The organism is Dethiosulfovibrio faecalis (assembly GCF_021568795.1).
Classification (GTDB): Bacteria; Synergistota; Synergistia; order Synergistales; family Dethiosulfovibrionaceae; genus Dethiosulfovibrio; species Dethiosulfovibrio faecalis.
In genome coordinates, this window is sequence record NZ_JAKGUE010000008.1 from 33,133 (window position 1) to 55,463 (window position 22,331).

At 57.5% G+C, this 22,331-nt stretch carries 17 protein-coding genes and 1 pseudogene; 11 read left to right on the forward strand and 7 right to left on the reverse strand.

The annotated features are described in order from the left end of the window. Positions 1-247: 247 nt before the first annotated feature. From L2W58_RS07220 to L2W58_RS07250, 7 genes and pseudogenes are all read right to left on the reverse strand, one after another. On the reverse strand, positions 248-1,429 hold the full coding sequence (locus tag L2W58_RS07220; RefSeq protein ID WP_236102679.1) for a thiolase family protein: 1,182 nt from the start codon (positions 1,427-1,429) through the stop codon (positions 248-250). Beyond that, positions 1,429-2,127, reverse strand: a complete 699-nt coding sequence (locus L2W58_RS07225; protein WP_236102680.1) for a 3-oxoacid CoA-transferase subunit B — start codon at positions 2,125-2,127, stop codon at positions 1,429-1,431. Before L2W58_RS07225 ends, L2W58_RS07220 begins: the two co-directional genes overlap by 1 nt. Beyond that, entirely contained in the window at positions 2,111-2,818 is a 708-nt protein-coding gene (locus tag L2W58_RS07230) for a CoA transferase subunit A (protein ID WP_236102681.1), read from the reverse strand. The genes L2W58_RS07225 and L2W58_RS07230 overlap by 17 nt, the downstream gene beginning before the upstream one ends. 43 nt (positions 2,819-2,861) lie before the next feature. Continuing rightward, entirely contained in the window at positions 2,862-4,790 is a 1,929-nt protein-coding gene (locus L2W58_RS07235; protein ID WP_236102682.1) for a TRAP transporter permease, read from the reverse strand. An 81-nt stretch (positions 4,791-4,871) separates the two neighbouring features. After that, positions 4,872-5,822: pseudogene (locus L2W58_RS07240) on the reverse strand (TAXI family TRAP transporter solute-binding subunit). Positions 5,823-5,930: 108 nt separating this feature from the next. Beyond that, positions 5,931-7,271: an aspartate aminotransferase family protein gene (locus L2W58_RS07245; RefSeq protein ID WP_236102683.1), complete on the reverse strand. Its 1,341-nt coding sequence runs from the start codon at positions 7,269-7,271 to the stop codon at positions 5,931-5,933. Between the two features lie 31 nt (positions 7,272-7,302). Continuing rightward, positions 7,303-8,142 carry a MurR/RpiR family transcriptional regulator gene (locus L2W58_RS07250; protein ID WP_236102684.1) on the reverse strand — a complete coding sequence of 280 codons (840 nt, stop codon included), beginning with the start codon at positions 8,140-8,142 and terminating at the stop codon, positions 7,303-7,305. Between the two features lie 162 nt (positions 8,143-8,304). Between L2W58_RS07250 and L2W58_RS07255 the strand changes: the two genes are divergently transcribed. From L2W58_RS07255 to L2W58_RS07305, 11 genes are all read left to right on the forward strand, one after another. After that, the gene (locus tag L2W58_RS07255) at positions 8,305-9,678 is read left to right on the forward strand and encodes a sensor histidine kinase (RefSeq protein ID WP_236102685.1); all 1,374 of its coding nucleotides are present in this window, start codon (positions 8,305-8,307) and stop codon (positions 9,676-9,678) included. Beyond that, positions 9,653-10,276, forward strand: coding sequence for a response regulator (locus tag L2W58_RS07260; protein ID WP_236102686.1), 624 nt, complete (start codon positions 9,653-9,655; stop codon positions 10,274-10,276). Before L2W58_RS07255 ends, L2W58_RS07260 begins: the two co-directional genes overlap by 26 nt. Before the next feature lie 158 nt (positions 10,277-10,434). After that, a complete protein-coding gene (locus tag L2W58_RS07265; RefSeq protein ID WP_236102687.1) occupies positions 10,435-12,117 on the forward strand; it encodes a methyl-accepting chemotaxis protein in 1,683 nt (560 codons plus the stop codon). Between the two features lie 139 nt (positions 12,118-12,256). Then, entirely contained in the window at positions 12,257-12,808 is a 552-nt protein-coding gene (locus L2W58_RS07270; protein ID WP_236102688.1) for a DUF6305 family protein, read from the forward strand. Positions 12,809-12,821: 13 nt separating this feature from the next. Further along, complete coding sequence (locus L2W58_RS07275; protein ID WP_236102689.1) at positions 12,822-14,108, forward strand: SLC13 family permease; 1,287 nt, start codon at positions 12,822-12,824, stop codon at positions 14,106-14,108. Between the two features lie 13 nt (positions 14,109-14,121). Further along, positions 14,122-14,268: a hypothetical protein gene (locus L2W58_RS07280; RefSeq protein WP_236102738.1), complete on the forward strand. Its 147-nt coding sequence runs from the start codon at positions 14,122-14,124 to the stop codon at positions 14,266-14,268. A 12-nt stretch (positions 14,269-14,280) separates the two neighbouring features. Then, complete coding sequence (locus L2W58_RS07285) at positions 14,281-15,432, forward strand: succinylglutamate desuccinylase/aspartoacylase family protein (RefSeq protein WP_236102690.1); 1,152 nt, start codon at positions 14,281-14,283, stop codon at positions 15,430-15,432. A gap of 24 nt (positions 15,433-15,456) precedes the next feature. Then, a complete protein-coding gene (gene ggt, locus L2W58_RS07290; protein ID WP_236102691.1) occupies positions 15,457-17,154 on the forward strand; it encodes a gamma-glutamyltransferase in 1,698 nt (565 codons plus the stop codon). Between the two features lie 116 nt (positions 17,155-17,270). Further along, positions 17,271-19,148 carry a histidine kinase dimerization/phosphoacceptor domain -containing protein gene (locus tag L2W58_RS07295; RefSeq protein ID WP_236102692.1) on the forward strand — a complete coding sequence of 626 codons (1,878 nt, stop codon included), beginning with the start codon at positions 17,271-17,273 and terminating at the stop codon, positions 19,146-19,148. A gap of 8 nt (positions 19,149-19,156) precedes the next feature. Further along, positions 19,157-20,230 carry an ABC transporter substrate-binding protein gene (locus tag L2W58_RS07300; protein WP_236102693.1) on the forward strand — a complete coding sequence of 358 codons (1,074 nt, stop codon included), beginning with the start codon at positions 19,157-19,159 and terminating at the stop codon, positions 20,228-20,230. After that, entirely contained in the window at positions 20,227-22,329 is a 2,103-nt protein-coding gene (locus L2W58_RS07305) for an HD-GYP domain-containing protein (protein WP_236102694.1), read from the forward strand. The genes L2W58_RS07300 and L2W58_RS07305 overlap by 4 nt, the downstream gene beginning before the upstream one ends. The last annotated feature ends 2 nt before the right edge of the window (positions 22,330-22,331 follow it).

The window sequence follows — 22,331 nt, forward strand, 5'->3', positions numbered from 1 at the left end:
TACCCCAAAAACTAGACCTTTGGTTCAGAAAGCTATCTCCCCGTTAACGAGAATAGATCCAGAGGGGGTAATTGTCAAATTAGTGTCTATATATAGAACTAAATGCAACAGAGTATATTTGTATTCACCGTGAATTGATAAGGTTTTAGCGTATCTTGGAGTTGACCTTCGCTGACCTTGGTTTAGTCCGTGAAAAACGGGGACCCTTAAAGAGGTCCCCGTCGATTCGTTTTATGGAATATTAGAACTAAAGGCGTTTGAGCACCATGGCGACTCCCTGGCCTCCGCCTATGCAGGCAGTGACCAGCCCAAGCTCCTGGTCCCTGCGTCTGAGACCGTGGACCAGGGTAGCTATGAGCTTGGCTCCGGTCGCGCCTATGGGGTGTCCCAGGGCTATGGCTCCTCCGAAGACGTTGCATCGGTCCATGTCGAAGGGCATGTTGCGGTGTACCGCCAGGACCTGTACCGCGAAGGCCTCGTTCAGCTCTATCAGGTCCATGTCTTCCAGTTTCAGCCCGGCCATCTCCAGGGCTTTCGGGGTGGCTACGGTAGGTCCAAGCCCCATGTGTTCGGCGTCCAGCGCTCCGGGAGAGTAGCCCAGTATCTCCGCCAGAGGCTCGTAGCCGTTGGCCCTTGCCCAGTCCTCGTCGGCTATTACCATGGCGCTTCCGGCGTCGCAGAGGGCGGAGCTGCTGCCCGCCGAGATGGTGCCGTCCTTCCGGAACACCGGGGGCAGTTTCGCCAGCTTTTCCAGAGAGGTGTCAGCCCTGGGTATCTCGTCGGTGTCCACCGTTATCTCGCCCTTTTTACGGTCCTTTATCGTCACGGGAACTATCTCTTCCCTGAAGGCCCCCGACTCTATGGCCGCCACGGCTTTTCTGTGGCTTCCCAGGGCGTAGCCGTCCTGTTCCTCCCGGGAAATGGAGTTTTCCTCTGCCAGAATCTCCCCGGTGGCGCCCATCATCATCCCAGCCAGAGGACACATGAATCCGTCTCTGTGGAGGCCGTCCAGAGCCGTCTTGTCTCCCATTCGGTATCCCCATCTGGCTCCTTCCAGCAAGAAGGGGACGTTGCTTGCGCTTTCCATTCCTCCGGCGACCCCTGCCTTTATGTCCCCCAGGCGGATTCTGTCTGCTATCAGCATGGCGGTCTTGACGCTGGAACCGCATCTCTTGTTCACCGTGAAGGCCGGAATCGACGAAGGAACGCCGGCACGATACATGGCGATTCGGGCAGGGTTGGCTCCCACTCCCGCCTGCCATCCGTTGCCCATTATCACCTCTCCCAGGTCGTCCGGTGATACGCCGGAGCGTCTTATAGCCTCGGCTATCGCTATGGCCCCCAGGTCCGGAGCGGTCTTCTTGGAAAGGGAACCTCCGTATTTTCCCCCGGGAGTTCTACAGGCGCTCAATATTACCGGTTTGCCCATCAGGCTTCACGCTCCTCTTTCTCCATGTCGCAGCCCTTCATCGTGGGCAGATCTTCCACCACGGCGAAGGAGGCTGCCGTGTGTTCCTGGATGTCCTCGAGGGTGACCTCCGGTGCTATCTCGCAGAGGGTCAGTTTCCCATCGATAAACCGGAACAGGGCGAACTCGGTTACCACCGTGTCCACCACGTCGGTCCCGGTGAGGGGCAGTGTACACTTGGGTATTATCTTGGGCTCTCCCTTTTTCGTTACATGGGTGGTGGCGACTATAACCCTTCTGGCCCCCGAGACCAGGTCCATGGCCCCTCCCATTCCCGGCACCATCTTTCCCGGCACCATCCAGTTGGCCAGGTTGGCGTCCTCGTCTATCTGAAGAGCTCCCAGCACCGTGGCGTCCAGATGGCCGCCCCTTATCATGCCGAAGCTGAAGTCGCTGGCCACAAGGGCGCCTCCAGGCAGTATGGTCAGACATCTGCCTCCGGCGCCTATGAAGCGCCAGTCGGTCTTTTCCGGCTTAGGTCCCGCTCCGACCACCCCGTTCTCGGTCTGAAAGACGACCTCGATCCCTTCAGGTATGTGGTCCGATACCAGGGTGGGAATTCCTATTCCCAGGTTTACGACCGAGCCGTCCTCCAGGTCCATTGCGATCCGTCGGGCTATGCGATGGCGTATCAGTTCTCCATCAAGTACGGGAAGCATAGTAGGAGTCCCCCTTCAGCACTAGAATATCCACAAGGATTCCCGGAGTGACCACGTCGTTGGGGTCGATCTCCCCCTGTTCCACCACCGAGTCCACCTCCGCTATTACCAGGTCCGCCGCCGTGGCCATGGCGGGATTGAAGTTTCTGTTCGTTCCGAAATAGGTCAGGTTCCCGTAGCGGTCTGCTTTGTGGGCTTTTATCAATGCCACGTCGGCTTTCAGGGGGAGCTCCAGGATGTACTTTTTCCCTTGGATCTCCATCACCTGTTTGCCTTCCTCCACGACCGTTCCCACCCCTGTGGGGGTGAGAAATCCTCCGAGGCCGAATCCACCGGCCCTTATCCTCTCGACGAAGGTTCCCTGAGGGACGAGCTCCAGCTCCATTTTCCCCTCGTTGTAGAGCTTCTGGGTCACCTTGTTGAGACCTATATGGGAGGCCGTCACCTTGGATACCTGTCCGTTCACCACCAGGGAACCGTGTCCTATCCCGTCGGGGTGTCTGTCGTCGGCGTAGACCGTATCGTTGGCTATCAGATGCAGGTCCTTGGTGCCGGCTTCGCAGAGGGCCTCCACCAGGGTGTAGGGAACACCTCCGTAGTTGAATCCTCCGACCATGATCGAGGTTCCGTCCTTTATGGAGGAGACCGCCTCGGAAGGCGACATGACCGGTTTAACCACTTTTATGGGCATGGGACTGGACAACTCCTTTCTAACGTCGTACTTCGTCTCCCTCTTATCCGTCGGACGACAGCTGGGCGGCTCTCGACAGCTTGAGCTTCTGGAACATGAACACCGCTACCATGAGCCCAACCGCTACCAGATTGGCGGTCATGTAGGGAGCTATTATCAAAAACGGCGTCGCTAGCAAAGCGGCTCTCTCCACGATGTTTATGTGGGTCAGGAAGTAGCCCTGAACGCCGGAGGCCAGTCCTATGATGCACAGGAAGGCCGAGCCGCAGCCTATGGCTATCTGGAAGATGTTTCCCTGGAACAGGAGATAGTGGTTATACACGAACATATATGGAACGAGGAATCCCGCCACTGCGACTACCAGAGCGGTGAATCCGGTCTTCATCGGGTTCGACTTCGCTATTCCCGAGGCCGCGTAGGTGGCCAGGGCCACGGGAGGAGTGACGTCCGCCAGAACCCCGAAGTAGAGGCAGAAGAGGTGGGCCGCCATCATGGGAACTCCCATCTCCGCCAGGGCCGGAGCCGCCAGGGTCGAGGTTATGATGTACTGGGCCGTGGTGGGAACCCCCATGCCGAGTATTATCGATCCGACCATGGTGAGCATCAGAGCCAAGGGCAGTATGCCGTGGGAGAGGCTGAGGACGAAGGAGGAAAAGGCCAGTCCCACTCCGGTGATCCCTATCACCCCTATGACTATCCCCGAACAGGCGCATGCCGCTGCCACGTCCACCGCTCCTATGGCGCCGTCTATCATGGCCTGGAGTATCCTTCTGGGGGTCATGCGGTGTTCCTTTTTGCCGATCCAGGAACAGCCGATCAGAAAGACTATGGACCAGAAGACCGCCTTCACCGGCGAGTAGCCTGTGGCGAGGAACGCTATCAAGGTGATTATGGGGATCAGCAGATGCCATCCCTCTTTAAGGACCTTGCCGGCCTTTGGAAGGTCCTCTCCGCTAAGCCGTTTCATGCCGATCTTGCCGGCCCTGAAGTGGACCATGGCCATTATTGATACGAAGTACAGGGTGGCCGGTATGGCCGCTGCCACGACGATCTCCCAGTAGGATATGCCGAGGAACTGGGCCATTATGAAGGCCGCCGCCCCCATGACAGGGGGCATTACCTGTCCTCCCGTCGAGGCCGCCGCCACTATGGCACCGGCGAACTCGCTTCTGTAGCCCGATTGCTTCATCAGTGGGATGGTGAATGCCCCGGTGGTGACCGTGTTGGCGCAGGAACTGCCCGAGACGGTTCCCATGAGGGCGCTGGAGACCACCGCCGCCTTTCCAGGTCCTCCCTGACTCCGCCCTGTCAGAGCGACGGCCAGATCTATGAAGAACTGTCCCGCTCCGGACGTGCTCAGGAAGGCCCCGAAAAGGACGAAGAGGAAGATGAAACTGGCCGAGACCCCCAGGGGTACCCCGAATATTCCGTCGGTCCTTAGGTACTGGAAGGGAGCCAGTTCCCCTATGGGAATTCCTCCGTGGGCCAGTATCCCGGGGAAGTAGGGGCCGAAGAACGCGTAGAGCAGCGATATGATCGCCATTATCGGAAGCGGCCATCCCATGGCTCTTCTGGTTCCCTCTATGACGAGGACCACCATTATCACTCCAAGATAGACGTCGGAGGCTATGGGGGCCCCCTGTCTGATGGCTATCTCCTGCCAGTTCAGCAATATGTTGAGACATCCTATGGCGAGAAGGATCGCCAGGACCCAGTCCAGAGGGTCTATGCGGTCTTTTGGTCGGTTTTTGGATGCCGGGTATATCAGAAACAGTATGACGCCCATGAAAAGCCAGTGAACGCTGCGCTGGTACATGGCGGCGAAAAGCCCGAAGGCTGCGGTGTAGAGGTGAAAGGACGAAGCGGCCAAAGCCAGCCCCGCCACCAGCGTGTATTGCCATCCCGTGAGGGTCCGTTTTTTGGAGTCCGGTTCCTCCACCGGAAGCGGGTTTTTTAGGATTTCTTCGCTCATATGAAAACCTCCGAAGTGGGGGATATAAGGACTCCCGGAAATTTCGGGAGCCCTCGATTACATGGAATCTTCTTGTCGCCCTTAGTCGATCTCGATGCCCTTCTCCTTGAAGAATTTCACCGCTCCCGGGGTGAAGGGGATTATACCCACGCTGGCCTCTTCGGGGGCGAAGTGGACCGCCTGCTGGGTTACCTGCATGAAGGCCTTTCTGTTGTCTATGAGGGTCTTGGCAAGGTCGTAGCCGAGCTTCTCGTCCATTCCCTTCTTGACCACAAGGTAGTTACCGTCTGCCACTGTGAGGACGTCCTTAGGCTGGCCGGGGTAGACCTCTTTCTTTATGGTATAGGGGAAGAGGAAGGAGTTGTCCTCCACGACCTTCTTCACCAGATCCTCCGGAAGGGGGATGAGGACTACGTCGCGAACCGCAGCGACCTCGAGGACCGCCGATCCCGGAGCCGCGAAGTTCCAGAACACCGCGTCCAGGTTGCCGTCCTTGAGGGCCATAGCGGCTTCCGGCTGGGTCAGCTGCTGCATGGAGAAGTCCTTTTCCGGATCTATACCGGCGGCGGCCAGTATCATCCTGGCGAGTACCTGATTGCCGCTTCAGGGGGCCCCTATGGAGACCCTTTTGCCCTTGATCTCCTCGAAGGAGGTGATCCCGGTCTTGGTCGTCGTGACGAGATGCTCCGGGGCGGGATACATGTTGAAGAGGATCTCCAGGGGAAGCTTGCCGTCCTTCTCGAAGGCCTCCGTGCCGGTGAAGGCCTGGTAGAGGGTGGATCCCATGGTCATGCCTATCTGGGCTCTTCCAGATGCGACCAGACGGCAGTTTTCCTTCGATGCCGCGGTGGAGCGGGATGTAGCCTTGACGTCTATGTTCGCCTTGGTCAGTACCTCGGCCATCGAGCCTCCCAGGGGGTAGTAGGTGCCTCCGACCCCTCCGGATCCTATGGTTATGAACGTCTTCGCCATGGCGGTGCCGGTAAGGGCCACCGCGAACAACAGGGCAAGTGCTATAGCCTTTCTCTTCATCTTCTTGATCTCCTCCTCTCGGATTTAGGGAAATATTTCCTCTCTCGTTACCGTCGGTTCTCCAGGTCCGTTTTTTTCGACCACCTCCAGTGTCTCGGTTGGCGATATCTAGCCGTTCAGTTTTTTAACCGCGTCCTCCAGTCCTTTACGGAGTCTGGCAAGTATCTCTCCTATCTGTTCCGACGTTACTATCAGGGGAGGGGCCACCAGGAACTGGTCTCCGGCCACTCCGCTGATCATGCCCGTTCCGGGGTATACCACCAGGCCGTGGTCCATGCAGCAGGATGTGACCACGGCGGCGGCCTTGGTCTTCGCCGGGAACGGAGCCTTGGTGGCCTTGTCCGCCACTATCTCCACACCTCTCATGAGCCCCATGCCTCGGACCTCTCCCACTATGGGGATGTCCATGAGTTCCCTCAGTCCCTTCATGAGTTCCTCGCCTCTGGCAGCGGCGTTCTCGAATAATCCGTCCCGCTTCATTATCCGAAGGGTTGCCGTCACCGCCGCGGCCGTGGCGGGGTTGGCGTTGTAGGTATGTCCGTGCTGGAAGGCTCCGGAGCCTCCTTTCAATACGTCTACCAATTTCTGACTGACCAAGATGGCACCGGCTGGGGAGTAGCCGCTGGCCATGGCCTTGGCGGAGCAGATGATGTCGGGAATCACGTCCCAGTGGTTCACGCAGAAGGCCTTGCCTGTCCGTCCTATCCCGGTCATGACCTCGTCTGCGATGAGCAGTACGTCGTATTTGGTGCAGATCTCCCTGACGATGGGCCAGTATTCCACCGGAGGATGGAGCCCTCCCACGGTCGACCCCACCACCGGTTCGGCCACGAAGGCCAGCACCCTTTCCGGTCCCAGGCGGAGTATCTCGTTCTCCAGAGACCTGGCGCATCTCACCCCGCAGGACGGATAGGTCTGTCCGTAGGGGCATCTGTAGCAGTAGTGGGGCTGGATCTTCGGCGTCTCCTGGAAAAGGGGGGTGAAGTCCCTCCGACGAGGCATGCTTCCGGCCAGTCCCATGGTCCCTATGGTGGAACCGTGATAGGAGTTCCAACGGGCAATGAAAGTGGTCTTGCCGGACCCCTTGCCGTCCCTCTCTACGAAATACTGTCTGGCGATTTTGAGTGCCGACTCTATGGCCTCGCTGCCTCCGCTGACGAACCAGACGTTCTTCAGGTCTCCGGGAGCTATGGACGCCACTTCCTCCGCCGCCTCAAGGGTGGCGTCGTTTCTCCATCTGGAGGGATGGGCGAACTCCAGCTTAACGAGCTGATCGTATACGGCCTTCGCCACCTCTTCGTTGCCGTGTCCCAGGCTGGAGATGAGGGCCCCGCTACATCCGTCGATGAACTCCTTGCCGTCCTCGTCGTAGAGGTATATTCCCTCGCCTCGAACCGCCTTTCTGAGCTCGTTTTTGTAGCTCCTTGGTATCAGTTTGCCGAAATCCATTCCCCTTCACACCTCCTGATAGTTTTACGGTTCACTTGACCGTGTAGACCGGGTTTTCGGTCCAGAGTTCTTCCAGTTCCTGAAGTCTCTTCTTGGCTTCGTCGCCCATCTCGTCCGCGACCGCCATTATCAGGCAGTTCATCAGGCTCATAGGGGCGGTCAGAGAGTCGATGAAGGAGATGTGCCTGCACGGGGCGGTCAACACGTGTTCCGGTTCGGCCTCCGTCATCGGGTTATGGGGGCTATCGCTTATGGCCGTCAGGGTCAGTCCCAGAGACCGGCCCAGCTTCATGGCCTCTACGGTCCATCTGGAATATCTGGGGAAGCTTATCCCCATCATCATGCTGCCTTTCGGAGCCGTGGTCAGCTGTTCTCTTATGAGGGTGTCGTTCAGCTGGTGCACCGAGGGATGAAACCAGCTGAGATAAAAGGAAAGGTATCCCGCCAGGGCGAGGGAGCTTCTCTGGGCAGCCATGTAGATGGCGGGGGCCTCGAGTACCTCCGAGGCCCAGGAACGGATGCCCTGGGGGTTCAGGTTGGTCTGGGATTCCCCCAGGTCCAGCATGTCCAGAGTCATTATCCTGTGACAGGGCGATTCCCTAGGGTCGTCGTCGTAGACGGCCATCCTCTCTATGGTGGTCATCTGATCCAGCAAGAGGCTCTTCATGGCCTCCTTCAGCTCGGGGTAGCCGGAATAGCCCAGTATGGACGCGAACCGTATTACCGACGACTCGCTGGTGTCCACCGACTCCGCCATCTGACTCGCCGTCATGAACGGGGCCTCCCTGGGGTTCTCCAGTATGAAACGGGCTACCTTGGCCTGGGTGGAGGAAAAGCCCTTCATTCCGGCGATTATCTTTTCTTTGAGCAAGGCATTCGCCCCCCTTTCGTAGTTGAAAAAAATCATATAAGTTATTTCTTGCAGGATTTCCGTCTTTTGTCATCTTAGCCTGAAAATTTTGGCCTGTCAAATAAGTAAGATCTTCCGTCATGGGCTGTAGTGCTGTACCCTTAATCTGAAGGGGTGATGGTTTTGTCGGAGAAAAGGCCGGCCTTAGTCTTATGGGCCTCAGGGTTGCTCTTTGCCTGGATTTTGTCCCATTTCGTCGATTGGCCCATAAGGGCGGTGCTGTCCATGTTGGACAGGTCGGTGAGGCTTCTGGACAGCGGTTTTCTCCTGGTCTCGGCCACGGTCTTGGTGGGGACCAACGCATTCAGGGCCTTTATGCTCTACACAGGATGGTTTTTGCTGGGACAGTATTTCAGGGACGTAGATACCCCCGGCTCGGGTCGATGGATACCTCTGCTGGGGATCCCCGGTTCCTACGTGGCGGCATGGGCCTTTCGGATGCCCTCGGTTCCTCATTTCGGAGGTCCCGCCGTGATGGCGTTGATCAGCGTGGTTATGGTCCAGTATCTGAGTCGGGACGTGGTAAGGCCGGGAAACAGGACGATCGTTCTGGGAACGTTGGTCCTGTCCATGCAATGGCTCGACGTCATCCCCAAGTTGACCGACTACGGTTTCGGATGGGGCGAGCTCAGTCTGGCGATCAAGGAGGTGGCTACACTGATGGACAGGGACGTGGTGCTCGACGTGGTCGGCGCGATGTCCTTCGTTTTCAGCTTCGCCATGGCATTGGTAATAACGGAACTTTTCGTCGGTTACGAGAAGAGGCTGGCCCAGCTCAGACTGTTGAGAAAAAGGGAGCGAGAGCTGTCAAAGCTCAGGCAGGATCAGACCGAGAGCCGGGTCTATCGGGAGATGCAGTATCTGGTCCACGATCTGAAGAGGCCTCTGACGGCGGTGATGGGATTGTCGGACGTCATATCCCAGACCTCGACGGACCACATGGCGATTCGTCACTCCGACAGGATTCAGGGGGCGGCCTCCAGGATGAACCAGATGATCTCGGAGATAAGGGATCCCATGGCGGTGCAGGTCGTGTCTGTGTCGGAGGTGTTGGATTACTCGCTTTCGCAGATAAGGCCGCTGGAGTGGTCGTCGGCTTTACGTCTGAAGGTACCGGAGGAATTGAGGAACCGTTCGATTAGGGTCAATCTGATAAGGTTTTCCCGGGCTTTAGTTAACCTTCTGGATAACTCCCATCGGGCGACGGAAGGGCGTTCGGATCCCAGGATCTTCTTCGGAGTTTCGGAGAGCCAAGACGGGAATATCGTCCTTTTCGTCAGGGATAACGGGCCGGGGTTCGGAGACTATATCGACAAGGGAGGATCCCGGTGGGGATCCTCCGGTCTAGGACTGGCTTTCGTGAGGGATGTGACCGATTCCCACGGTTGGAAGTTCGAGTTGGGGATCGGTCCGGACGGTGGAGCCTCGGTCGAGCTGAGCGCACCGCCTTTCGAGGATAGGAGTGGTAAATATGAGCCTTTATCTGGGCGCGGTTGACGACGACAGGGAGGTCCTCTACACGTTGGAGGTTATGGCGTCATCTCAGGGATGGTCCATGAGGACCTCCGACGATCCCGAGGTCGCTCTGAACTGGGTCTCCGACGATACAATCGACGTACTGTTGGTGGATTTTCATATGCCGATAATGAGCGGATTAGAGGTGATACGAAGGGCCAGAAAGCTCTCTTCGTCGGTGGTGCTTATGGCTCTTACCGTTGAAGAGCGACCGGATGTCGCCCGAGAGCTGATAATGGCGGGGGCGGACGATTTTGTCTCGAAGCCTATCCGCCTGGCCGATTTCTCCGCCAGGATAGCCCTTCATAGGGAGCTCTCCCGCTACAGGAGGGCTGCCCGATGGGAGGGAGGGGACAGGGGAATTTCGGAGGACACGGCCCGTAAGGTCTACGATTTGCTTTTATCGAAAGGGGTCTATCTGTCCGCCTCGGAGGTGGCGGACCTGACGGGGGTGTCCTATCCCACCGCCAATAGGTATCTGGAGTACCTGGTTAGAAGGGGACAGCTCAAAAAGGTGCGACGTCAGGAGGACGGAAGAAGCGGCCGCCCCAGAAGCTACTACTGCGGATCGCAGCGCTAGTCTTTTTATTCGAAAAACATTGAAAATAATACGCCTTGTTGTGTATGATGTTCTAAGAGGAGGTTTGTCCATGGGATAGAGTTGAGAGGGGGGGACGGGAGTGAGAAAAAGGAAAAAGAGGCTGTTTCTTTCGGTGACGATCCCGGTGGTGACGGTGCTTGTTCTTGTTGGGAATCGGCATAGTCGTGACCGTCTACAGAGTAGGCTACGGTTCTCTATATGAACAGAGGTTGGCGACGGTCAAGGCCGTCGTAGACGTTGCCGACGATATCGTGAGGTATTACGGAGAGATGGAGAGATCCGGAGGGCTTTCCGGAGAGGAGGCCCGGAGGATGGCCTCGGAGGAGATCTCCAAGATGCGCTATAACGGCGAGGATTACCTGTTTGGTTACGATATGGATCAGCGTGTGACCATCCCCTTTCAGGGTCATGGAAGGGGAAAAAGGCTGGATAGCCAGGACGAGAACGGCGTCTGGGTCCACCGGGAGTTCGTAAATATCATAAGGAGCTCCGGTGAGGGAGTTCTGGTCTATAACTGGCTCAACTCGAACTCCGGAGAGGTGGAGGAAAAGGTCGCCTACGTGAAGGGCTACTCCCCCTGGGGGTGGTGGTACGGTACGGGGCTCTACGTATCGGATCTCAGGAAAGAGGTCGATTCCTTGGCCCTAAAGGTACTGGCGGCTATAGTCTGTGGTTTGATCGCTACGGTCGCTGTGGTCCTCTGGTTGGTCCGAAAGGTCACGAGAAGGATCGGATCCATGGTTGGCACCATAGAGAGAATGGCCGATGGCGATCTGACCGTGAGGTTCGAGGATTCCGACGGAGACGAGATATCCTCCATCAGTTCCTCCTTGGACGAGACGGTTAAGAAGCTTGGAGGAGCTCTTTCGGAGGTCGAGGAGGAGGCGTCGATTACCGGGAGACGTTCGGAGGAATTGGCGTCGGTTTCGGACGATCAGAGGATCGCCATGGATGAAACTCTGGTCTCGGTAGGAGAGATGGCAGATCTGATAGAGAACAACTCCGCCGCTTTGGAGGAGATCAACGCCTCCATAGAGGAGGTTTCCTCCAGTGCGAGATCCACCGCCGACAAGATATCCGAAGGAGCGGGGAGAACCGCTGCCATGGTGAAGGTCTCGGGAGAGGTGGAGTCCGGCCTGGACGGTATGTTCGAGGAGATCAAAGGTGCCGACGAGAGATCTAGGTCCGGGGCCGAGGGAATCAGAAGCCTGGCCGACTCTGTGCGTTCCATATCTCAGTTCGTGGAGACCATAACTACCATAGCGGACCAGACGAATCTGTTGGCTCTAAACGCCGCTATCGAGGCGGCCAGGGCGGGAGAGGCCGGTCGTGGCTTCGCAGTGGTGGCCGAGGAGGTGCGCAAGCTGGCGGAGGAGTCCGCTCATGCGGCGGGCAAGGTCGGATCGATGATAGAGAAGCTTCAGGCCGATTCGTCGGTGGCGATAAGATCCACCGAGGAGACGGTGGAGGCCATGGATCGGGTCGCCAAGGGGGTGGACGAAGCCAAGGCCGGCTTGGACAGGACCCTTGAGCTGACAGGGTTGGTAGACGACGTTATGAGGACCCTGGCGTCCCAGGCGGAGGAACAGTCGGCCTCCACGGAGGAGATGGCCAAGGCTGTAGAGGCTGTGACTCAGGCTACCATGAGATCGGTGGAGCTTATGAGCGTCGTGAAATCGTCGGCAGACAGGATCTCGGAGGGGACCGAGAGGGTCTCGGTCAGATCCGGCGAGATGGCCGACGGTGCCAGGAGGCTTACGGAACGGCTGGATCGCTTCGTGTTGGAGGATCGGTCCGGCTTGATTCCCTTGGACGAGTGACGTAGATAAAGGGTTGCCGTGATAAAAAAGATAGAAAATATGGATTCCTTGGATATTCGAGCTTAGACTGTAGGGTAGCGAGATGGATTTCAGATCTCGCCGCCCTACAGTTTTTTCATATTTTCGAGGAGGTAATGAGATGAAAAGATATCTTATAGGTCTCGTGACGGCTTTTATAGTGACCGTGACCACCGGGTCCTTCGCGTCGGCGGAGGACGTAGCCCTGACCTCGGTGGGTCAGAGCCCGGACGCCATGATGGTCAAGGTAGTGCTCAAGTCCTTGAGCGTCAAGCCCGACTACGATCCTCTAATGAAGGCCGACGACCTGTCGGGTCACAAGGTACTCATAGCGGTGGTGGGGGGCAGCTCCAAGGGACTGGGGGCCGCCGGGATCGACAAGGATCAGGAGGTAGCCAGAGCCGAGGCCCTGTTGGACAAGGCGAAGACCGACGGAGTCAAGGTGTTGGTCATGCACGTCGGAGGGCCGGGGCGCAGAGGAACCTTGTCCGATCTGTTCATATCCGCCGCCGTTCCCTATTCGGACGGCCTTATTCTGGTGGATGGGGCTGATCAGGACGGTCTTTTCGAGAGCCTTCTCGGAGATAAACCGGTGGATCCCGAGGTCGTTCCCAACGTCAGAGGGACCAAGGCTCCTCTGGAGAAGATCCTTGCCTCCTGGGAAATCCTGTAGGTAGATCTACGCTATGTCGTGGTTTTGGCCGGAGGGAATGTACACCCTCCTGATGATAGGGGTTTTCGCCTTTTCCGCCTTCGCCTGGAAGCTCCCCATAGCCGTCGCCATGGCCTTGGCGGCCATGTCCGGAGCTCTGGCATCCGGAAACGGCGTTCCCATAAGACACCTGATCGAGGGAGAGTTCGGCTACATAGATACCATACTGATAATAGCCACCGCCATGATCTTCATGAAGGTGGTCCAGCGTATAGGTCTACTCGACTCTGTGGCCGCCTGGGTCATAAAGCGGTTCAGGAACTATCCCGTATTTCTGAGCCTCGGGATAATGTTCCTTATAATGATCCCCGGCATGATAACCGGCTCGTCCACCGCGGCGGTCCTGACCACCGGTGCTCTGGTGGCTCCGGTACTGATAAAGCTTGGGGTTCCGGTGGTGAAGACCGCCGCAGCCATATCCATGGGAGCTCTGTTCGGGATGATAGCCCCTCCCATAAGCATACCGGCCATGATAATAGGGGCCGGAGTCGATATCCCCTACGTGGGATTCGGCTTTCCCCTGCTGGTATGTACTCTTCCTCTGGCGGTGATCTGCTCCCTTCTGCTCATATACCCCTACGTCAGGAAAGATCGGGACGAGGCCGAGCTGGACGCCGAACTGGCCAGGATGAGCGGAGTCGCCCTGACGCCGAGGCTCTTCCTGCCCGTGGCGGTGTTGGTGATCCTGTTGGGGGGAGAGAGGATGTTTCCCCATATATGGCCGTCTTTGGGCATGCCCCTCGATTTTCTTCTGGCCTCCGCGACGGGGCTGCTTTCCGGGTCCAGATGGAATGCCCTTGAGACAGTGACGGAGGCGATCGACGAGGCCCTTCCAGTCATGGGAATACTTATGGGGGTCGGTATGTTCATCCAGATAATGACCTTGACCGGGGTGAGAGGCTTCGTCGTTGTCTCGGCCCTGGCCTTACCTTCATGGACCCTATATCTGGGGATAGCGACGTCCATGCCCCTTTTCGGTGCGGTTTCGTCCTTCGGATCCGCCTCGGTCCTGGGGGTGCCTTTCCTGCTGGCTTTGCTCGGTCAGAACGAGATAGTGGTGGCCTCCGCCCTCAGCCTTGTGGCGTCTTTGGGCGATCTGATGCCTCCCACCGCCTTGGCCGGTATATTCGCCGCCCAGGTGGTAGGGGAGGAAAATTACTTCAAGGTACTGAGGCACTGCATGTTCCCCGCGGTCCTCACAGCCGGATGGGGCATAGCCGTAATACTCATGGCCAAGCCTCTGGCGAAGTTGATTTTCTAGGAGGTGGAGCCGGATGATGACCTTGATATACAGAGCTATAGTCCTGTTCGTGATGGCTCTCGTGGCCCGTTGTATGTTCAGGGAGCGCTCCTTCTGGAAGCAGGTGACAGCTGCCATGGTGCTCGTTCCCCTGGTGCTCCGTTTCCTTTTGGTCAAGTAGGGAGGTGTGACCGTGAAGACTTTTAAGGGAAATGCCGCTACGGCGGTAGCCCTGCTGGTGGCGGTTTGCGTCCTCTCTTTCCTGTCGGCCCAAAGTTTTCTGGCGATGAGAGAGCCCGATCCAGTGAAGCCCTCCGAGGGGTTCGTAAAGAGGATGCTCTCCGACTGGTTCGAGCCCCTCGAGGGAACCCCGGCGGATACCCCCGTCTACGTTCAGGACAGCGGAGTTCCTGGAGGTACTGTGATGATCATGGGAGGAACCCATCCTAACGAACCGGCCGGTACCATGACGGCGATCATATACCTCGAGAGAGCTCGGGTTACCCAGGGTAAGCTCATAGTGATACCCTTCGCCAACATGACTGCAATGGGTCATAACTCGCCTCAGGAGGCGTCGCCTCAGTATTTTCATCTGGACGTTCCGGGAGGGACCCGTTGGTTCCGTTACGGCTCCAGGGCGAGCAACCCGGTCTATCAGTGGCCCGATCCGGACATATACATACACGCTCAGTCGGGGCAACAGTTGGCGGGAAGCTCCAAGAGCAACCTCAACAGGGCCTATCCGGGGGTGAAGGACGATGCCCTGACCCAGCAGGTTGCATATGCGCTGATTCAGCTGCTCAGAGATGAGAAGGTGGACCTGGCCTTCGACCTTCACGAGGCATCTCCGGAGTACCCGGTGGTCAACGCAATAGTGGCTCACGACAGGGCCATGGAGCTGGCTGCCATGGTGTCAATGGAACTGGAGATGGGAGGTGTCCCCATGAGGCTCGAGCCTTCGCCGGTCAATTTCAGAGGCCTCAGCCACAGAGAGTGGGGCGACAACACCGACACGATGGCCATACTCATGGAGTCGGGCAACCCAAGTCAGGGACGACTCAGAGGTCGAACCGACGAGGCCCTGGTGCTGACCGGTGAGGACAAGGCCTACCTGAAGGCGGCGGAGCTGGGAAGGCTGTTCATCCCTTACGAGGGGGATCAGCCTCTGGACCTGAGGACCGCCAGACACGTGGAGGCCATAAGGCTTTTCGTGGAGATGCTCGGGGACGTCAAAGAGGGCGGAGCCGTAGAGGTGGAGAACATCCCATCTTACGAGGAAATGATAGAGAGCGGTATAGGAGCTTTCCTGTCGCCCCTATCGGACGATCGGTTCGACGGGAAGTAGAGAGAAAAACGAGGAGGGAAAGATGTGAGGAGACGAATAATCGGTTTGGCGACCGCTGTGGCGGTCGTGACGATCTCGGTGGGAGTCGCTTTCGGAGCCGGATCTCACGAGGTGAAGGACGTAACCGCTTCCAAGGGAATGGTGGCCGCCGCCAACAAACTGGCGGCCGAGGCGGGAGTCGAGATACTGAAGAAGGGCGGAAACGCGGTGGACGCTGCCGTGGCGACGGGCTTGGCTCTCAACGTGGTGGAGCCCAACGCCTCCGGCATAGGCGGAGGCGGTTTCATGGTGATTCGGATGGCCGACACCGGAAAGGTCGTCGCACTGGACTACCGCGAGGAGGCTCCTTCCGGGGCCACGAAGGATATGTACTCCTCGGAGAAGGCCAAGGCGGACAAGATAAGCGCCTACGGTCCTCTGGCGGTCGGAGTTCCAGGAACCCTGGCCGGTTATCAGATGGCTCTGGACCTCTACGGCACGATGACCCTGGCCGAGGTGATAGAGCCCGCCATTAGGCTCGCCGAGCAGGGAGTTCCCCTTTCTCCGACAACTGCGGGAGCTGTGGAAAGCCACTTCGGCGATCTGTCCAAGTTCACTCCGGAGAAGGACAATCCCTTCCTCAAGGACGGTCTTCCCCTTGAGGCGGGATCGGTAGTGAAGCAGCCCAAGCTGGCCAAGGCCTTCCGCCTGATAGCGAAGGACGGAAAGAACGCCTTCTACAACGGTCCCATCGGTCGTTCCATGGTGGACAACATCCGCAACCAGGGCGGCATCATGACCATGAACGATCTTCAGCGTTATCAGCCGGTGTTGAGACTTCCCTCCGAGGGAACCTACAGGGACTACAAAATATATTCGATGTGTCCTCCCTCGTCGGGTGGCATAACTCTGGTCGAGATACTGAACATACTGGAGAACTTCCCCCTCTCCGACTGGGGCCACAACTCTCCCAGGACGATTCACACCATGGCGGAGGCCTTCAAGATGGCCTTTTCGGACAGGGGTAACTTCCTCGGAGACCCGTCTTTCGTCAACATTCCCTACGGTATGCTCGAGTCCAAGAAGTACGCCAAGACCCTGGCGGACAGGATAGACGAGGACAAGGCCATGCAGGAGGTTCCCAAGAGCGATCCCTCCGTCGACGAGCACTGGTCCACGACCCATGTCTCCGTGGCGGACGCCTCGGGGAACATCGTCTCCATGACCCAGACGGTCAACTACTTCTTTGGAGCCAGCATGATAGACCCGGAGTTCGGATTCGTCTACAACGACGAGATGGACGACTTCTCCTCCAATCCCGAGAGCGTAAACGCTCCCGAGCCGGGAAAGAGGCCTCTTTCCTCCATGAGTCCGACCATAGTGGTCGATCCTCAGGGAAGGCCCTTTATGGCACTGGGAACTCCCGGAGCCTGGAGGATCATAACCTCTGTGGCTCAGATAATGACCAACGTCGTGGATTTCGACATGACCATGGATGAGGCCATAGAGGCCCCCAGGTTTACCTGTCGGGCCATAGGGACCAAACCGGACGTCCTTCAGCTGGAGTCTCGAATTCCTCAGAGCACCCTGGACGTACTGAAGCTCAGAGGGCATCAGATAAAGGTGAGGGACGAGTTCGACCTCTACTTCGGGGGCGCCCAGGGGATATGTTTCGATCCCGATAAATCGACCCTCATAGGAGGAGCCGACTCCCGTAGGGACGGCGACGTGGTGGGCTACTGATCTGTATTTCTCTCTCCGAAGGGGATGGGACGGTTTTTCCGTCCCATCCCCTTCTTTGTTATCCCTAGCGGTATCCTCTATAATCTAATGACCAATTCCCCTTTGGAGGAGATCCGATGAAGGACATCTCTCAGAGTCTTGTCATGGTAGTAGACGATTCCAGGGCGTTTCTGGACCTGATGGTGGAGCTTCTGTCGCCTATATGTCGGGTCTCGGTCGCTCTGGACGGTCCGTCCTGTCTGGCTCTTGCGGAACGGGAGGCCCCTGATCTGTTTCTGATGGACGTTCAGATGCCCGGTATGTCCGGTTTCGACGTCTGTAGGGTTCTAAAATCGGATCAAGGTCTGAGACATATTCCTGTTATGTTCGTTTCCTCCATGAACGACATGGAGAGCAGGATAAAAGGGCTCTCCCTGGGGGCGGTCGACTACGTGGTAAAACCCTTTTTCTCTCAGGAGCTTCTGCTCAGGGTGAAGGCCCATCTCAAGTTGAAGATAGCCCAGGAGTCTCTGATGCAGGAGGCCGAGTATCTGGAGGAGCAGGTACGCAGGAGAACCGAGGAGATCCGAGCCGCCACGAGGAGGATAGAGGCCAGCGAGAGGGAGTTCCGATCTCTGGCGGAGGGGTTGCCCGACATGGTCTTCAGGATAGGCTCGGACGGGCGTTTCCGCTCCATCTCCGGTGCCGTTCGGTCCCTGCTGGGGGCGGATCCGGGAGAGGCGCTGGGACGGACCCCGGAGGAGTCGGGGCTCTCGAACCTCTGTATCGCCCTTTCGAGGGAAAATCTTATGAGGGTGTTTCAAAAGGGAGACCAAGAGGTCATGGAGGTTCCCCTGCTCGAGGGAGGCACGGTGGAGGTTCGCCTTTTGCCCGAGAGGGGGCCAGACGACAGCAAGGTCATCTCCGTCTTGGGAATCATAAGGGACATCTCCTCACAGAGGATGGTGGAGGAACAGCTTCTCTCCCAGGGTGTCTTTCTATCCACGCTAGTCGATAACCTGCCGGTTGGGATCTTGGCAAAGGACCTGTCTGTAGGGGGGGTCTACGTCATCTGGAATGCGAAGCTCTCTCATATATTAGCGATCCCCGCCGAGGAGGCCCTGGGCATGACGGAGGAAGATATATTCCCGTCGGAACTGGCCGAAATCATGGTGCGGGACGACCGTAAGGCCTTCGAGACGGGGAGACCGGTGGTGACCGATCTTTCCCTCGATGTCGCTGGGCCCGACGGTTTGACCGCCCGTTTCTTCCGAGTCACCAGGGTGCCCATAACGGACGAAGAAGGTGCTCCTTCGATTTTATTGGCCATGGTGGAGGATCGGACCGATTTCGTCATAGCGGACAGAGAGTTGAAGTCGTCCCTGCACGATAAGGATATCCTGTTGCAGGAGGTCCATCACAGGGTCAAGAATAACCTTCAGGTGGTTTCGAGCCTGATGAGCCTACAGGCGTCCAGGACGAACGACCCCACGGTGGAGAGCGCTTTTCTTGAAAGCCGAAGCAGGATCCTGGCCATGGCTTACGTTCACGAGCTTCTTTACAGAAACGCTCAGTTCTCCGATATAAGGTTTGCCGACTATCTTGAGGAGCTGACCGGGACCATCTCCACCACCTACGGAGACGGCCGGGATATCTCCCTGGATGTCGATGCGGACGATACCAGGCTCCACGTCGACGTGGCCATACCCTGCGGTCTGATAGTTAACGAGCTGGTCACCAACTCCTACAAACACGCTTTCCAGGGCAGGGAGAGTGGAACGGTAAAGGTCGACTTCGGATCCGAGAACGGAGATGTGTCTTTGGTCGTCTCCGACGACGGCGTCGGCTGCGACAATCTGGATAAAGAGGACAGCCTGGGTCTTACCGTCGTCAGAGGTCTGGTAAAGCAGATAGGGGGGGAGCTGGTCGTCTCGTCCGATCGGGGGATGTCGTTCGAGGTCTCCTTCCCGTTCAAGAGGGGAGCCGGAGAGAGGAAAGAGGGTGATCGACGGTGAGAAGGAGGGTGACCTCGGCCGTTGTCTTTTTTTTGACGTCGGCGGTCTTTTTCTGGTTCGTCTACTGCTACCTCCATCCGGTGGTCCGGGTAGGGGTGGCCTACAACGTGGCGCCTTACGCCATGATACCGGAGGCCAAGATGCTGGCCTCCGTCAAGGCTTACGCAGATTGGCATAACTCGAGGAAGGGGAGTTTTCGCTACGAGGTCCTCTCCAGGGAGTATAGAGACGATCCGAAGGAGGCGATGGAATATCTGAAGTCCCATGGTGTCAGGGTAATAGTGGGTTTTCCATTTTCACAGGAGGCCATCGCCGCTGCGGAGGTGGCAAACGGAGGCTTGAAGGTCCCGGTGTTGTCGACCATAGCCTCCACCCCGGTCCTGTCCGGCATGGACGACTGGTTCTTCCGCACGAGGGAGGACTTTTCCTACGAGACGGAGCAGATGGCCCGACTTATCGAGAGGTTGGGGGTTAAGAGGCTGGCCGTCTTCTGGTCCGGCGACAATCCCGCCTATGCAGAGGCGTCGTCCAAGGCGATAATCTCCAGGATCTCTGCGTCCATAGTCGGCGTCTTTCGTTTTCCCGATGATTGCCATAACTTGGATTTCGTCGAATCGGCCCCTCCCGACGGGGTGTTGGTCTATGCGGAACCTGCCGTCTCCTATTGGGTGATGGATTTCGTCCGAGCAAGGTGGCCCGATGCGGCTCTTTTCCTGTCCCGTTGGAGCCTTTTCGAGAGCGTCGGGCATATCGAGGATATGGACGGGATAAAATTTTATTTCTCCGAGGTCTACGATCCTACCGATTTCGGAGAGGGCGGCTTCTATTCCTACTGGAGAAGCCTGACCTCTATGAAGCTCGGGGCCTCCGTCAGATATACCTATGGAGCCATGGCTCTTCTCTCTCTGGCTTTTAACGAAGATCCAAGGGCTTCCGGCTCGGATTTGAGGGATGCCCTATCGAACCCCAGGTCCGTCGAGTCTCTCGGATGGACCTTCGATACCGACGTTTACGGAGACGTTTTCTCGAAGAATCGGTTCTTCCTGTTCGAAGAGGGATCCTACAGGGAGGTGACGCCTTGAAGCCCGTCAGTCTCGCCTCTATCAGGCGTCGTTTCGTCCTGCTGGGATTCGTGGTTATAGTCCTGGTCTCCGTCTCGGTCTTTTTCTTCTCCTTCCTCAGGCTGTCCTCGGACTATCACGTGGAGGGAGAGCGTTTCCTGGGAGACGCCGCTGGCAACCTGGACGAACGTTTCCTCACGACGGAGGTTTTTTTGAAGGCCCTGGACATCGAGGACGTGGACGGACCTACCCTGGACGCCATGAAGGTCAGCGAGTTGGTGCTCTGCGCCGATGACGGGACCATCCTCGAGGTTCTCCGAGGCCAGGCTCTGCTGGGGCAGACCTTCCCGCCCCGCCTGCTGAGTGGAAGATGGACCCCCAGCTCCCACCTGTCTCTTCCCGCCTCTCCCAGGCTGGTGCTGTCCGTCAGGAAAAACGACCGATGGTTGGTGGCCGGTTTCGAGAGCAGGACCTTTTTCTCCGGATTCATGGGAAAGAGGGAGACCGACGGTTCCCTTCTGCTGGTGAACGACGACGGCATGGTTCTGGCCTCCTGGGGAAAGGACATCTCCACGGTAGGGGGCATGCTACCGGTCTTTCTCGTCACTCCCAGGGCCGGGGAGGGCCTGTGGGGAGGGACGACCCTGAGGTCTCTGTCGGTCAACATGGGTATGGGACTTCACCTCGTGCTGGTCTATCCTAAGTCGGCGGTGTTGATCCAGGCCACGAAGACCTCTATCGTCTGGGCTGCGGTGCTCTTTGGCGCTATGATTCCTCTTTTGCTTTTTTTCGGGAGAACTTTATATGCCATAACGGAGGTTTTTCTCAGGTCGGCGAGAAACCTGTCCAACATGGCCGACGACATAGGCTCCGCCGAGAATCCGCTGGAGGCCATGCCTATGATGGTCTCCTCGCTGGAGAGCTTCAGAGTCGACGACGCTCCCTTCGAGGAATACAGAAGGCTTCTGGGGGCTTTCGAGAGGATGATGGACGTCATAACCGAACAGAGCGAGAGCCTGGGATCCCTTTACGAAGAGGCCACAGCCATGGAGCTTGAGTTGAGAGAGAACAACGACGAATTGACCCATCTCAACAACAACCTCGCCGACCTGATGAACCTGTCCCGAGGTGTGGTATCCTCCGCCTCGTTGGATGCGACCGCCACAGTGATGGTCTCCAACCTTAAAAAGTGTTTTTCCTGCGAGTTCGCCGGGCTGATCGCCATTGTAGAGGGCAGCCCCTTCCTCTGGGGACACGAGGGAGTCGTCCCAACCGATATGTCGGAGGACTCGATGATGGATCTGATGTCTCGCTTCGTCGATCAGGAGGATCCGGAGGTCTCCTTCGAATCGGGCAGAACCAGGATATACGCTCCGGTCCGTTTTATGGGACGCTTGGCGGGGTTCGTCGTATTGATACGGAGTGGTAAGGGCGACGGTCGGGCCATTGTGGAGGTACTGGAGAGGTTCGTGTTGCCTCTGGGAGGAATCTTTCAGGCACACGAACTGGTTCGGGAGGTCCGAAGCTCATTTCACTATCTTGCCACCAGGATGCAGACCCTTACCGAGAGCTATCACGAGGAGACGGGGAGCCATCTCATAAGGGTCGGAGAATATTCGGCCCTGGTGGCGGAACATCTCGGTATGTCCTCCGAATACGTGGAGGACCTCAGGATATACAGCCAGCTCCACGATATAGGCAAGCTTAAGGTTCCCCACGGAATACTGTCCAAGCCGGGGCCTCTGACCGACGAGGAGTTCGACGAGATGCGCCGTCATCCCGATTACGCCGTCGATATACTCGGCGATTCCGAATGGCTGGAGATGGCTAGACAGATAGCCACGACCCATCACGAAAAATGGGACGGATCGGGGTATCCTAGAGGTATGAAGGGCGGGGATATCCCCCTCTGTGGCAGGATAGTGGCCTTGGCCGATATATACGACGCCCTGAGGGGCGAGAGGGGTTACAAGTCCGCCTTCTCCCATGAGAAAACCTGGGATATCATATTGCACGGTGACGGCCGGGTCATGCCGGAGCACTTCGATCCCGCCATACTGGAGATATTCAGGATACATCACGGCGTTTTCGCCGACATATACGACAAGATTAAGGACTGATA

What these genes read in the sequence shown, in the direction of transcription:
- L2W58_RS07260 (WP_236102686.1), top strand. Translation starts at nt 9,653, where the DNA reads ATGAGCCTTTATCTGGGCGCGGTTGACGACGACAGGGAGGTCCTCTAC.
- L2W58_RS07270 (WP_236102688.1), top strand. Translation starts at nt 12,257, where the DNA reads ATGAAAAGATATCTTATAGGTCTCGTGACGGCTTTTATAGTGACCGTG.
- L2W58_RS07235 (WP_236102682.1), bottom strand. Translation starts at nt 4,790, where the DNA reads ATGAGCGAAGAAATCCTAAAAAACCCGCTTCCGGTGGAGGAACCGGAC.
- L2W58_RS07295 (WP_236102692.1), top strand. Translation starts at nt 17,271, where the DNA reads ATGAAGGACATCTCTCAGAGTCTTGTCATGGTAGTAGACGATTCCAGG.
- L2W58_RS07275 (WP_236102689.1), top strand. Translation starts at nt 12,822, where the DNA reads ATGTCGTGGTTTTGGCCGGAGGGAATGTACACCCTCCTGATGATAGGG.
- L2W58_RS07230 (WP_236102681.1), bottom strand. Translation starts at nt 2,818, where the DNA reads ATGCCCATAAAAGTGGTTAAACCGGTCATGTCGCCTTCCGAGGCGGTC.
- L2W58_RS07220 (WP_236102679.1), bottom strand. Translation starts at nt 1,429, where the DNA reads ATGGGCAAACCGGTAATATTGAGCGCCTGTAGAACTCCCGGGGGAAAA.
- L2W58_RS07245 (WP_236102683.1), bottom strand. Translation starts at nt 7,271, where the DNA reads ATGGATTTCGGCAAACTGATACCAAGGAGCTACAAAAACGAGCTCAGA.
- L2W58_RS07225 (WP_236102680.1), bottom strand. Translation starts at nt 2,127, where the DNA reads ATGCTTCCCGTACTTGATGGAGAACTGATACGCCATCGCATAGCCCGA.
- L2W58_RS07280 (WP_236102738.1), top strand. Translation starts at nt 14,122, where the DNA reads ATGATGACCTTGATATACAGAGCTATAGTCCTGTTCGTGATGGCTCTC.